Genomic DNA, 12,192 nt, shown 5'->3' on the forward strand with positions numbered 1-12,192 from the left:
GAGAGGGTTGGGGTGAGGGGCGGCTCGGAAAGCCCGGCAACGCCCCCTCACCCGCCGCGCGACGCGCGCCGACCTCTCCCCGCATGCGGGGAGAGGTGTAGAGGCGGCATAGGAGAGCGAGATGGCGATGCAGAGCCTGTTGCCGGCCGGCGATTTCCGCACCAGCTACGCGGCCGACACCACCATCTTCCCGACGAAAACCTCGCGCAATGCGGTGATCCTCGGGATCGCGCTCCTGTGCCTCGCGCCGTGGCTGGTCGACCGCTATTGGCTGGCGATCCTGATCCAGATCGGCTATCTCGGCATCGCCGCGCTCGGGCTCAATCTTCTGGTCGGGTTCACCGGCCAGATCTCGATCGGCCATGCCGCCTTCTTCGGCCTCGGCGCCTTCTCCTCGGCCTATCTCAGCTCCACGTTTCCGATTCCCGTGTTCTTCGCGATCCCGCTCGCGGCGGTCGTCACCGCGCTGGTCGGACTTCTGTTCGGCCTGCCGGCGGCGCGCCTGAAGGGCCTCTATCTCGCCATCGCGACCCTCGCCGCGCAATACATTCTGCTCGACTTCTTCTCGCGCGCGGAGTGGTTCACCGGCGGCGTGGTGCCGGCGATCGCCGGACCGTTCGCGCTGTTCGGCTGGGAGCTGCAGGGCGACCGCCAATATTTCTTCGTCGTGCTCGCCTATCTGGTGATCACCTATCTGATGGTGACCAATCTGTTGCGTACCCGCGACGGCCGTGCGCTGGTGGCGATCCGTGATCACTATCTCTCGGCCGAGATGATGGGCATTCACCTCACCACCTACCGCACCATGGCGTTCGGCCTCGCCGCCTTCTATGCCGGGCTCGGCGGCGCGCTCTACGCGCATTATCAGCAGGTCGTCTCCAACGAGGGTTTCGGCATCGAGCGCTCGATCGTGTTCCTCGCGATGGTGATCATCGGCGGGCTCGGCTCGGTGTCCGGCACGTTGATGGGCACCGCCTTCATGGTGCTGCTGCCCGAGGCGATGGAGTGGGTGAGCGCCGCCGTTCGCGGCAGCGCGATCGACCGCGCGCTCTCGCTCGACACCAACATCTCGTTCCTGCGCGAGATCGCCATCGGCCTGGTGATCGTGCTGTTTCTCCTGTTCGAGCCGGACGGGCTCGCGCATCGCTGGCGGCAGATCAAGGCCTATTGGAAGCTCTATCCGTTCTCACACTGAACACAAACGGCCACAGAAGCCGGGACCATCACTGGAGGAAGCACCGATGACCATCACGACGATCTTGCGGGGCGTCTCCCTCGCGGCCCTGATGAGCGTGGCGGTGACGACCGCGCGCGCGGAAGACACCATCACCATCGGCCATCTCGCCGATTTCTCGGGTGGCACCGCCGATGTCGGAAAGCCGTTCGCGCAAGGGGTCGCCGACACTTTTGCCTGGGTGGACGAGCACGGTGGCATCGACGGCAAGGCGGCAAAGGTCGACACCACCGACTATGGATATCAGGTGCCGCGCGCCGTCACGCTCTACAAGCGATGGTCGGGCGACAAGGTGCCTGCGATCGTCGGCTGGGGCACCGCCGACACCGAGGCGCTGACCCGCTTCGTCGCGCAGGACGAGATCCCCTACATCTCGGGCTCGTATTCCGCCGCGCTCACCGACCCGACCGGCAAGAGCGGCAAGGCCAAGGCCGCACCTTATAATTTCTTTTACGGGCCGAGCTATTCCGACGCCCTGCGCGCGATGCTGACCTGGGCGGCCGACGACTGGAAGAAGAAGGGCAAGCCCGGGAAGCCGAAATTCGTCCACATGGGCGCGAACCACCCGTATCCGAACGCGCCGAAGGAGGCCGGCGAGGCAATCGCAAAAGACCTCGGCTTCGAGGTGCTGCCGCCGGTGCAGTTCGCCTTCACGCCGGCCGACTACACGCCGCAATGCCTCACGTTGAAGAACGCCGGCGCGAACTATGCCTATCTCGGCAACACGGCGGGCTCCAACATCGCGGTGCTGAAGGCGTGCAAGACCGCCGGCGTCGACGTGCAGTTCCTCGGTAACGTCTGGGGCATGGACGAGAACGCCGCAAAAGCGGCGGGCGACGCCGCCGACGGCGTGGTGTTTCCGCTGCGCACCGCGGTCGCCTGGGGCGGCGACGCGCCCGGCATGAAGACGGTGCAGGAGATCTCCAAAGAGTCCGATCCGGAGGGCGCGACCTATCGGCCGGTTCATTATCTCGCCGGCGTCTGCTCGGCGATGTATCTGAAGGAGGCGATGGCGTGGGCCGCGAAAAACGGCGGCATCACCGGCCCGAACGTCAAGAAGGGATTCTATCAGAAGAAGGACTGGGTGCCGGCCGGCATGGAGGGCGTGTGCATGCCCTCGACATGGACCGCGGAGGACCACCGCCCGACCACCAGCGTCGCGCTCTATCGCTCCAAGGTGTCCGGTCCCACCGACGCGCCGCTGCCGGAGCTGGTGAAGAACGGCACCATCTCACTCGAGAAGGTGACGACCATCGACCTGCCGCGCAAGCCCGAATGGCTCGGGTGGTGAGCGAAGGCGATTGAGATCGAACGCAGTCGATGGCTGCCGATCGGTCTCACGGCAGAGCGCCGGCGCTCCCTCTCCCCGCACGCGGGGAGAGGGTCGGGGAGAGGGGCAATTTCGCGGGCAATCGATGTGCCCCTCACCCGACGTGCTTACCCGACGCACTCCGCGCCTCGACCGCTCCCCGCAGGCGGGGAGAGGTGAAGCAAGCCCACGCATCGCGTGACATCTTGGAGCGGGACGAGTCCCCATGAGCCGGCAGGACGAGACGAGCGAGCCGGGACACGGCGGCGGGCACGGCGGCGCGAACGGCGCAGCCGAGCCGCCGCTGCTCGCGGTGCAGAACATCGAGGTCGTCTATGACGAGGTGATTCTGGTGCTGCGCGGCCTCAGCCTTTCGGTGCCGAAGGGCGCGGTGGTGGCGCTGCTCGGCGCCAACGGGGCCGGCAAATCGACCACACTGAAGGCGATCTCCGGCCTTCTGAAAACCGAGAACGGCGCCGTCACCCGCGGCGAGATTCTGTTCGACGGCGCGCGCATCGACGGCATCGACCCGGAGAAGATCGTGCGGCGGGGCATCTCGCAGGTGATGGAAGGCCGAAAGATCGTCGCCGACATGACGCCGCTGGAAAATTTGCGGCTCGGCGCCTATGTCCGGCGCGACGCCGAGGTGGCAGACGATCTCGACCGCGTGCTGACCTATTTTCCGCGGCTGAAGGAGCGCACCGGGCTCGCCGGCTATCTCTCGGGCGGCGAGCAGCAGATGCTGGCGATCGGCCGTGCGCTGATGGCGCGGCCGAAGCTGATCCTGATGGACGAGCCGTCGATGGGCTTGTCGCCGCTCCTGGTGCAGGAAGTGTTCGGCATCGTGCGACGGATCAACCAAGAGCTCGGCGTCACCATTCTGCTGGTCGAGCAGAATGCCCGCGCGGCGCTGTCGGTCGCGCGCTTCGGCTATGTGATGGAGCAGGGCAAGGTGGTGCTCGACGGCACCGCGGATGCGCTGCGCGACAACGAGGACGTGAAAGAATTCTATCTCGGCGGCAGCGGCGCCGAGCGCAAGAGTTTTAAAAACCTGAAGAGCTTTCGGAGACGCAAGCGGTGGCTGTGACGCTTCTCGACACGCCCTACGACGATCTCGAAACCCGCAGCGCCGACGCCCGCGCCGCCGCGCAGGCAAAAGCGCTCGCGGCCGTGCTGACGGAGGCCAAGCGCACGAGCTTTTATTTCTCACGCGCGCTCGCCGACATCGATCTCGACGCCGTCCACGGCCCCGCTGATCTGACAAAAGTGCCGGTCACGCGAAAGGCCGACATGGCGGCGCTGGTGCAAAAGAATCCGCCGTTCGGCGGGCTCGCCACCGCCGTGCTGAAACCCGCCAGGGTCTTTGCCTCGCCCGGCCCGATCTACGAGCCGGAGGCGCGCCGCGACGACTTCTGGCGCTACGCCCGTGCGCTGTGGGCGACCGGGCTGCGCCCCGGCGATCTTCTCCACAACTGCTTCGCTTATCACTTCACGCCGGCCGGTGCGATGATGGAGGCAGGCGCGCTGTCGCTCGGCGCATCGGTGTTTCCGGCCGGCACCGGCCAGACCGACCAGCAGGTGGAGGCCGCAGCCGCCTTGAAGCCGGCCGCCTATTCCGGCACGCCCGACTTTCTGCGCACCATCCTCGAGAAGGCGGAGGCGCACGGCGCCGATCTGTCCAGCATCCGGATGGCGCACGTCACCGGCGGCGCGCTTCTGCCCGATACGCGGGCCTTTTACGACGCCCGCGGTACCGCCGTGATGCAGAGCTACGGCACCGCCGAGCTGGGTTTGATCGCCTACGAAAGCCCGGCGCACGACGGGCTGATCGTCGACGAGGGCGTGATCGTCGAGATCGTCGCGCCCGGCACCGGCGATCCGGTCGCCGACGGCGAGGCCGGCGAAGTTTTGGTGACGCTGCTCGATACCGCCTGGCCGCTGTTGCGCTACGCGACCGGTGATCTGTCGAGCCGGCTTCCCGGAACGAGCTCCTGCGGGCGCACCGGCCCGCGCATCCGCGGCTGGCTCGGCCGCGCCGACCAGAGCACCAAGGTGAAGGGGCTGTTCGTCCATCCTCATCAGGTCGCCGAGCTGAGACGCCGCCATCCCGAGATTCTTCACGCGCGGCTCGTGATCGGCCGGGAGGCCGGCGCCGACACGATGGTGCTGCAGATCGAGACGGAGACGGCCGAACCGTCCTTCACCGCTACCGTCGCCGACAGCGTGCAGACCGTGACTCGGCTCCGCGCAAAAGTGGAGCGGGTGGCACCCGGCGCCCTGCCGCACGACGGCAAAACGATCGTCGATACACGCGATTACCGGCACGGCTGACACGCCGAGCGTATCGTCACGAAACCGATGCACGGCGGCGCTCCTGTCACGACACCGTCATCGACGCGCCGATAAACACGTCGGACACCGATTCCGATTGCGCGGTTTTTCCATCCATCGTCGAGGCTCGGCTTGAACACCCTCTCGAAGACCCCTTGCCGGGTCAGCGCCGCGGTGCGGCGCACGCCGGCGCTCTCGCGCCAGGGACTTTCCGAAATTCTGTTCGCCTGGATGTTTCGCGGGCTGGTCTATCCGCAGATCTGGGAGGACCCGGCGGTCGACATGGCGGCGCTGGAGATCGGGCCGGACCATCACGTGGTGGCGATCGCGTCCGGCGGCTGCAACGTGCTCTCCTATCTCACCGCCGATCCGAAACGGATCACCGCGGTCGACGTCAACACCGCGCATGTCGCGCTGGTGCGGCTCAAGCTCGCGGCGGTGCGTCACCTGCCGTCGTGGAACGCCTTCTATCGCTTCTTCGGCGAGGCCGATTCGCCCGCCAATGTCTTGGCCTATTGGCGGCATCTCGCGCCCGTGCTCGACGACGCGACGCGCGCCTATTGGGAAGGGCGCAGCGCCTTCGGGCTCGGCCGCCGCCGCATCTCGATCTTTGCCCGCAACGTCTATCGCCACGGTTTGCTCGGCCATTTCATCGGGCTCGGCCACGCGGTCGCCCGCGCTTATGGCGTCGATCCGAAAAAAGTGCTCGCCGCCCGCTCGCGCGAGGAGCAGCTCGAAGTGTTCGAGACCATGCTCGCGCCGCTGTTCGACAAGCGCTTCGTGCGGTGGGCGGTGAGCCGGCCGGTCGCGCTCTACGGGCTCGGCATTCCGCCGGCGCAATATGTCGCGCTCGCTTCGGCCGGCACCGACATGGCCTCGGTGCTGCGGCGGCGGGTGGAGAAGCTCACCTGCGACTTCGACCTCGACGACAATTACTTTGCATGGCAGGCGTTCGGCCGCCGCTACGGCGACGGCGAGCGCGGTCCGGTGCCGCCCTATCTCGCGCGCGACAATTACGCGCTGGTGCACGAGCGGGCCGAGCGGGTCGGCGTCGTCAACGCCTCGATGACCGATCACCTCGCGACACTGCCGGCCGGCTCGGTCGACCGCTATGTGCTGCTCGACGCGCAGGACTGGATGAGCGACGCGACGCTCGGGGCGCTGTGGAACGAGATCACCCGCACCGCCCGGCCGGGCGCTCGCGTCGTTTTTCGCACCGCCGCCGCGCCGAGCATTTTGCCGGGCCGGCTCGATCCTTCCGTGCTGTCGCGTTGGCGCTACGAGCAGGAGCGCTCGGAAACGCTCGGCGCGCGCGACCGCTCGGCGATCTATGGCGGCTTCCACCTCTATGTGCTGACCGACGGCACATCGGGCGATGTCGCGGAGCGGGCGCGATGACCACCGGCGCCACCGCAGCGATGAACCGGATGTACCGGCATCAGCGTCACGTCTACGACCTCACCCGCAAATATTATCTGCTCGGCCGCGACGACCTGATCGACCGGCTGGATCCTGGCGAGGCGGCGTGCGTGCTGGAGATCGGCTGCGGCACCGGCCGCAACCTGATCCGGGCGGCGAAGCGCTGGCCGAACGCGCGCTTCTTCGGGATCGACGTCTCGACCGCGATGCTGGAGACCGCCATCGAGGCGATCGGCCGGGCGGGCCTCGCCGGCCGGGTGAGCGTCGCCCATGCCGACGCCACCACGCTGGCGCCGGGCGCGCTGTTCGGCGTGGCGGCGTTCGAGCGCGTCTATTTCTCCTACAGCCTGTCGATGATCCCGGACTGGGACGCGGCGCTCGACCGGGCGCTCGGCCTGGTGGCGCCCGGCGGGGAGCTGCGGATCGTCGATTTCGGCGGTCAGGAGGGGCTGCCGCGGCCGGTCAGGACGGCGCTGCGGCAGTGGCTCGCATTGTTTCACGTCGAGCCGCGCGACCGGCTGGAAACGTGCCTCGCGGCCCGCTCGCGCGACCTCGGGGCGGCGCTCGAGATCGACCGCCCCTATCGCGGCTACGCCCAGCACGCGGTGGTGCGGCTCGCCGCCTGATCTTTTTCACGCGACGACGGGGCGATCTCCCGGCGCCTCGGGCAACGAGCAGAGCGCAAAAGCCGGCCGATCAGGCCCGCTTGCGCCGCGGGCGCCCGCGCCGCGCCGGCGCCTCGTCCTCCTCGATCTCCTCGACACCGTTCTCGATCGAGAACTCCTCGAGCTCGTGCCCCTCGGCGAGCAGCGCCGCCAGCCATTTCGGATGCGCGCCGCGCCCGGCCCAGGTCTCGCCGTTCGGCCCGCGATATTTCGGCGCCACCTTCACGCCCTTGAGCGCGCTGCTGCGGCCCGAGCCCGCCGCCGGGCGGCCCGGCCGGCCGCGCACGGCCTCCAGCACCGAAAGCTGCTTGCGCAACTCGCGGCTGCGCTCCTCGAGGGTCTGGTCGATCTCGGCGCGCAGCCCCAAAAGGGCATCCACGTCGAGAGCTTTGAGATTCACGGCGGCCATCGAGGCTCTCCTTCGAACGAATTTCAAACGCTTTGCATGAAACGAAAGGACGGAACGATTTCGGTCGGCCCGATCCATCGGCGAGAAGTCCGACGAAACGTCCCTTGTCACGAGATAATGCCGCCCGCAAGCGGAAAACTCTTTGGTGAAATCCGGAACCGGATCGGGCGGCGACGATCGCTTACTGGCGGTTGCCGCACGAACGAAACACCCGACTCCGGACGGGGCTCGATCGGGTTTTCGGCATGATACCGGCGGCGGTATTCGGCAAAGCATCGGCAAAACCCGCCGCCGTGCGGCCGCGGGCGCTCGCGCGGAGGCGAGCCCTCGGCCGAGCGCGGCGCGCCGGCGCCGGTGGCGCGTGCACTTCCGCGGGCCGCAAAGCATCGAGCGACGATTCCGGCGGGCCTTGCGAAAGCAACCGTGTCGATGCACCGGTGCGCAGCGAAAAGGCGAAGGTATCGTCCCGTCGCGCCGCGGCCGAATTCGGCCGGCCGGCCGTTCGGGTTCCGCGTGCTTTCGTGCCCGCAGCGAGCACCCGCCTCGCGCCTTTCCATGATGGTGGTGGGATCGTGCGGTGATAGCCGGCCGAACGGCACGGCGGCGCGCCGCTTTACCGCGACGACGGCTTTCCCGCCGGCGAGTCGCACAGCCGACCGATCCGGCGCCTGGAATAGCCCGAAGCCCCGGACTATGGCTCGAGCCGGCGAAAAATAGCTTTCCGGCAGATGCGTCGATGTTCCGAACCGCGCGCCGCCGCGGTCGTTCACGGCCGCTCCTCCTCGCGGGCTCCTCGACACCGGCTGCGCCGTGCCGCCCCCGTCCGTCGCCCGCCGCCGACGCCGCGTCTCGAAGTTCGCCCGGCCCTCCTTGACGAGATCATAAGCATGCTTATGTTGTGCCGGACACAAGGTAGCGATGACATATATCTGTATAACGCAAAATCGTACCGCCCCGGCACCGACCCGATGACCGCCATGCCCGACCCGACCGCCCCCACACTCGGATTCTTGCTGAACGACGTCGCCCGCCTGCTGCGCAAGCGGTTCGAGCAGAACGCCGGCGCCTCCGGGCTGACGCGCGCGCAGTGGCAGGTGCTGGCCTATCTGTCGCACGCGGAGGGTATCTCGCAGGGCGGCCTCGCCGACATTCTGGAGGTCGAGCCGATCACCCTCGCCCGGCAGGTCGACCGGCTCGAAGCCGCCGACCTCGTCGAGCGCCGCCCGCATCCGAGCGACCGCCGGATCAAGCGCCTCTATCTGCGCCCGGCCGCGTTGCCGATCCTCGGCGAGATGCGTGCGGTCGGCGAGGCCACGCGGGCGGAAGCCCTCGCCGGCCTCTCGGAGGAGGACCGCGAGCGCCTGGGCGAACTCCTCTCCACCATGAAGAACAATCTCGTGCAGCTCTGCGGCACCTCGTGCCGGCAGAAGGAACTCGCGCATGACTGAGCCGCAACGCACCCCCGTGCTCGACCCGGACGACGCTGCCGGCGGGCCGACCCCGCCCACCGCCGCACCGATGCGGCTGCACGAGGTCCGCCCGCCCGAGCAGCGCTCCGCCGACGCCCATCCGTCCGACCTCCCTCGGACGGATGCCCCCGAGGCGCGAGAGCCGACAGATTCCCCGCGGCACGACGCACCGAACGGCCCCGACCGGGTTGCCCCCCGTCGGTCGGCGGCCGCTCCGGACGGCGCGTCCGGCCCGGCGCGAGCCGGGTCGGACGATCGCCGGCGGCGGGTGCGCACGCTGATGTTCGCCGCCCTCCCGGTGGCGCTGGTGATCGGCGGCTGGCTCTACGTCACCGGCGGCGCCGTGGTGTCGAGCGACAACGCCTATGTGCAGGCCGACAAGGTGGCGATCTCGACCGACGTGTCGGGCATCGTGAAGCGGGTCGACGTGACCGACAACCAGCGGGTCGCCGCCGGCGACCTCCTGTTCGAGCTCGACGACGAGCCGTTCCGGCTGGCGCTGACCCGCGCCCAGGCGAACCTCGCGATCGTGCGCGACCAGATCGCGGCGCTCAAGGCGAGCTATCGCGACATGCAGGCGCAGATCGCGCAGGCCAAGGCCGACGTCGATTTCTACACCCGCGAGTTCGACCGCCAGAAGGCGCTGGTCGCCCGCAACGTCGCCTCCGAGCAGGCGTTCGACAGCGCGCACCACAATCTCGAGGTGGCGCAGCAGAAGGTCGCCTCGCTCGGCCAGCAGCTCGCCGGCATCGCCGCCAACCTGAACCAGAACCCCGACATCGCGGTGAAGGACCATCCGCGCTACGTCGACGCGAAGGCCCAGCGCGACGAGGCGGCCCGCCAGCTCGCCCACACGCGCGTGAAAGCGCCGTTCGCCGGCGTCGTCACCAATGTGCCCTCGCTCCAGCCGGGGCAGTATCTCGCCGCGGCGACCTCCGCCTTCAGCCTGGTCGCGACCGATCACGTGTGGGTCGAGTCGAACCCCAAGGAGACCGAGCTCACCCACGTCTCGCCCGGCCAGCCGGTGACGGTGACGGTCGACACCTATCCCGGCGTCGAATGGCACGGCTCGGTCGCCAGCATCAGCCCGGCGAGCGGGTCGAGCTTCTCGCTGCTGCCGGCGCAGAACACCTCGGGCAACTGGGTGAAGGTGGTGCAGCGCATCCCGATCCGGGTGAAGCTCGACACCCCCGGCGACAAGCCGCATCTGCGGGTCGGCATGAGCGTGACGATCGACGTCGACACCGGCCATCCGCGCGGCCTGCCGATGTTCGTCAAGAACCTGTTCGGCGGCACCGCCGTCGCCGCCCCCGCGACCCCGGCCGAGACGGCGCCCGCCGCCGCCTCCGGAGACCGTTCCGATGGCTGACACGGGTCGTGGCGGCGCCGACACTCCGGTTCCGCATCGCGGTGCCGTCACGGCCTGTGTCGTGCTCGCCGTCATCATGCAGGCGCTCGACACCACGATCGCCAATGTGGCGCTGCCCTACATCCAGGGCAGCGTCGCGGCGAGCCAGGACCAGATCAACTGGGTCCTCACCTCCTACATCGTCGCCGCCGCGATCATGACGCCGCCGTCCGGCTGGCTGGCCGGCCGGTTCGGCCGCAAGCGCGTGCTGATGGCGGCGATCCTCGGCTTCACCGTCGCCTCGATGCTGTGCGGCATGGCGCAGTCGCTGTTTCAGATCGTCGCCTTCCGCGTGCTGCAGGGCCTGTTCGGCGCGGCGCTGGTGCCGCTCGCCCAGTCGATCCTGCTCGACATCTATCCGCCGCAGCAGCGCGGCTCGGCGATGGCGCTGTTCGGCGTCGCGGTGATGGTCGGCCCGATCCTCGGCCCGGTGCTGGGCGGCTGGCTGACCGACAACATGAGCTGGCGCTGGGTGTTCTACATCAACCTGCCGATCGGCGCGCTCGCCTTTCTCGGCATGTCGATCTATCTGCGCGAGACGCCGCGAAACCTGCTCGCAAAACTCGACTGGTTCGGCTTCGCGATGCTGAGCCTGGCGATCGCCGCGCTCCAGCTCTTCCTCGACCGCGGCGAGCAGCTCGACTGGCTGTCGTCCGGCGAAATCCAGCTCGAGCTTTTGGTGCTGTGCGTCGCCTTCTATCTCTTCCTCGTCCACACCTTCACGGCGAAGGCCTCCTTCGTCGACCCGACGCTCTTTCTCGACCGCAATTTCGCGATCGGCATGATCTTCATCTTCGTCGTCGGCATCGCCTATCTCGCCTCGCTGGCGCTGCTCACGCCCTATCTGCAGACGCTGATGGGCTATCCGGTGGTCACCGCCGGCATCGTGATGGGCCCGCGCGGCGTCGGCACCATGCTGGCGATGATCTTGGTCGGCCGGCTGATCGGCAAGGTCGACACCCGCGTGCTGCTGGCGACCGGCCTGTTGCTGACCGCCTGGGCGATGTGGGAGATGACCGGCTGGACGCCCGACGTCTCGCAATGGACCATCGTCTGGGTCGGCATGATCCAGGGCGCCGGGCTCGGCTTCCTGTTCGTGCCGCTGACCACCGTGACCTTCTCCACCATCCCGGCCGAGAAGCGCCCGGCCGGCACCGGGCTCTACAACCTTTCGCGCAATGTCGGCTCCTCGGTCGGCATCTCGATCGTCTCGGCGCTCCTGACCGAGAACACCCAGGCGAACCACGCCGACATCGCCACCTATGTCACGCCGTTCAACCGGCTGTTCGAGCTGCCGGCGTTCGTCCACTCCTGGAGCCCGTGGACCGCGGTCGGCCGCGCCGCGCTCGACAGCGAGATCACCCGGCAGGCGACCATCATCGCCTTCGTCGACGATTTCTGGCTGTTGATGGTGATCTCGCTCGCCGCGGTGCCGCTGGTGCTGCTGCTGAAGAAGGGCAGCGGCGGCGGTGGCCCGGCGGTCGCCGTGGCCGACTGACGGTCCGCGCAGGCGAGGACATCGCGCGCGAGATCTGCGTCGCCGTCGCTTGCGCGGGCCGGCGGGGCGGGCGCATCATCCCGGCCCCTTCCCGAGAGGCCGCGGATCGCGCGGCCGAATCCCTACGAGGACGCCATGGTGACGGAAATCGCCCAGATCGACGTGAAGCCCGGCATGGAGGCCGAGTTCGAGGCCGGGGTGCGCAAGGCGGTCCCGGCGTTCCAGCGCTCCAAGGGCTGCAAGAGCGTCAAGCTGGTGCGCAGCGTGGAAAAACCGCAGCGCTACCGGCTGATGGTGCAGTGGGACACGCTCGAGGCGCACACGGTCGACTTCCGCAACGCCCCGGAGTTCCAGGAGTGGCGCGGCTGCGTCGCCCACACCTTCGACGCGCCGCCCTATGTCGAGCACGTCGAGGAGGTGTTTCAGGCGTTCTGACCAACCGGCGACAGC

At 68.5% G+C, this 12,192-nt stretch carries 12 protein-coding genes; 10 read left to right on the forward strand and 2 right to left on the reverse strand.

Features of this window, described 5'->3' with window-relative positions; all coding sequences use genetic code 11:
• The first annotated feature begins 121 nt into the window (after window positions 1–121).
• The 6 genes from A33M_RS12165 to A33M_RS12190 all read left to right on the forward strand — a co-directional run bounded on the left by A33M_RS12165 (window position 122) and on the right by A33M_RS12190 (window position 6,919).
• Window positions 122–1,195 (forward strand): branched-chain amino acid ABC transporter permease, encoded by a 1,074-nt coding sequence (locus A33M_RS12165; RefSeq protein ID WP_008387475.1) that lies wholly within the window; start codon window positions 122–124, stop codon window positions 1,193–1,195.
• Window positions 1,196–1,241: 46 nt separating this feature from the next.
• The gene (locus tag A33M_RS12170; protein ID WP_008387476.1) at window positions 1,242–2,525 is read left to right on the forward strand and encodes an ABC transporter substrate-binding protein; all 1,284 of its coding nucleotides are present in this window, start codon (window positions 1,242–1,244) and stop codon (window positions 2,523–2,525) included.
• Between the two features lie 244 nt (window positions 2,526–2,769).
• The gene (locus A33M_RS12175) at window positions 2,770–3,630 is read left to right on the forward strand and encodes an ABC transporter ATP-binding protein (protein ID WP_008387477.1); all 861 of its coding nucleotides are present in this window, start codon (window positions 2,770–2,772) and stop codon (window positions 3,628–3,630) included.
• Window positions 3,621–4,874, forward strand: a complete 1,254-nt coding sequence (locus A33M_RS12180) for a phenylacetate--CoA ligase family protein (RefSeq protein ID WP_008387478.1) — start codon at window positions 3,621–3,623, stop codon at window positions 4,872–4,874. Before A33M_RS12175 ends, A33M_RS12180 begins: the two co-directional genes overlap by 10 nt.
• Before the next feature lie 132 nt (window positions 4,875–5,006).
• Window positions 5,007–6,272, forward strand: a complete 1,266-nt coding sequence (locus A33M_RS12185; RefSeq protein WP_008387479.1) for a DUF3419 family protein — start codon at window positions 5,007–5,009, stop codon at window positions 6,270–6,272.
• Entirely contained in the window at window positions 6,269–6,919 is a 651-nt protein-coding gene (locus A33M_RS12190) for a class I SAM-dependent methyltransferase (RefSeq protein WP_008387480.1), read from the forward strand. Before A33M_RS12185 ends, A33M_RS12190 begins: the two co-directional genes overlap by 4 nt.
• Before the next feature lie 70 nt (window positions 6,920–6,989).
• On the opposite strand, the gene A33M_RS12195 is transcribed toward A33M_RS12190, so the two are convergent.
• Together A33M_RS12195 and A33M_RS23945 are read right to left on the reverse strand one after the other, a co-directional pair.
• A complete protein-coding gene (locus A33M_RS12195; RefSeq protein ID WP_008387481.1) occupies window positions 6,990–7,367 on the reverse strand; it encodes an H-NS histone family protein in 378 nt (125 codons plus the stop codon).
• Window positions 7,368–7,474: 107 nt separating this feature from the next.
• Entirely contained in the window at window positions 7,475–8,137 is a 663-nt protein-coding gene (locus A33M_RS23945) for a hypothetical protein (RefSeq protein ID WP_008387482.1), read from the reverse strand.
• 207 nt (window positions 8,138–8,344) lie between these two features.
• On the opposite strand from A33M_RS23945, the gene A33M_RS12200 reads away from it, so the two are divergent.
• From A33M_RS12200 to A33M_RS12215, 4 genes are all read left to right on the forward strand, one after another.
• A complete protein-coding gene (locus A33M_RS12200) occupies window positions 8,345–8,815 on the forward strand; it encodes a MarR family winged helix-turn-helix transcriptional regulator (RefSeq protein ID WP_008387483.1) in 471 nt (156 codons plus the stop codon).
• Window positions 8,808–10,205: an HlyD family secretion protein gene (locus tag A33M_RS12205; RefSeq protein WP_202801868.1), complete on the forward strand. Its 1,398-nt coding sequence runs from the start codon at window positions 8,808–8,810 to the stop codon at window positions 10,203–10,205. Before A33M_RS12200 ends, A33M_RS12205 begins: the two co-directional genes overlap by 8 nt.
• The gene (locus tag A33M_RS12210) at window positions 10,198–11,742 is read left to right on the forward strand and encodes a DHA2 family efflux MFS transporter permease subunit (RefSeq protein ID WP_008387485.1); all 1,545 of its coding nucleotides are present in this window, start codon (window positions 10,198–10,200) and stop codon (window positions 11,740–11,742) included. The genes A33M_RS12205 and A33M_RS12210 overlap by 8 nt, the downstream gene beginning before the upstream one ends.
• Window positions 11,743–11,877: 135 nt before the next feature.
• Entirely contained in the window at window positions 11,878–12,177 is a 300-nt protein-coding gene (locus A33M_RS12215; protein WP_008387486.1) for an antibiotic biosynthesis monooxygenase family protein, read from the forward strand.
• The last annotated feature ends 15 nt before the right edge of the window (window positions 12,178–12,192 follow it).

Origin of the sequence: Rhodovulum sp. PH10 (assembly GCF_000293785.1) — a bacterium.
Taxonomy (GTDB): domain Bacteria; phylum Pseudomonadota; class Alphaproteobacteria; order Rhizobiales; family Xanthobacteraceae; genus Rhodoplanes.

What these genes read in the sequence shown, in the direction of transcription:
- A33M_RS12190 (WP_008387480.1), top strand. Translation starts at nt 6,269, where the DNA reads ATGACCACCGGCGCCACCGCAGCGATGAACCGGATGTACCGGCATCAG.
- A33M_RS12210 (WP_008387485.1), top strand. Translation starts at nt 10,198, where the DNA reads ATGGCTGACACGGGTCGTGGCGGCGCCGACACTCCGGTTCCGCATCGC.
- A33M_RS12215 (WP_008387486.1), top strand. Translation starts at nt 11,878, where the DNA reads ATGGTGACGGAAATCGCCCAGATCGACGTGAAGCCCGGCATGGAGGCC.
- A33M_RS12200 (WP_008387483.1), top strand. Translation starts at nt 8,345, where the DNA reads ATGCCCGACCCGACCGCCCCCACACTCGGATTCTTGCTGAACGACGTC.
- A33M_RS12205 (WP_202801868.1), top strand. Translation starts at nt 8,808, where the DNA reads ATGACTGAGCCGCAACGCACCCCCGTGCTCGACCCGGACGACGCTGCC.
- A33M_RS12195 (WP_008387481.1), bottom strand. Translation starts at nt 7,367, where the DNA reads ATGGCCGCCGTGAATCTCAAAGCTCTCGACGTGGATGCCCTTTTGGGG.
- A33M_RS12165 (WP_008387475.1), top strand. Translation starts at nt 122, where the DNA reads ATGGCGATGCAGAGCCTGTTGCCGGCCGGCGATTTCCGCACCAGCTAC.
- A33M_RS12170 (WP_008387476.1), top strand. Translation starts at nt 1,242, where the DNA reads ATGACCATCACGACGATCTTGCGGGGCGTCTCCCTCGCGGCCCTGATG.
- A33M_RS12175 (WP_008387477.1), top strand. Translation starts at nt 2,770, where the DNA reads ATGAGCCGGCAGGACGAGACGAGCGAGCCGGGACACGGCGGCGGGCAC.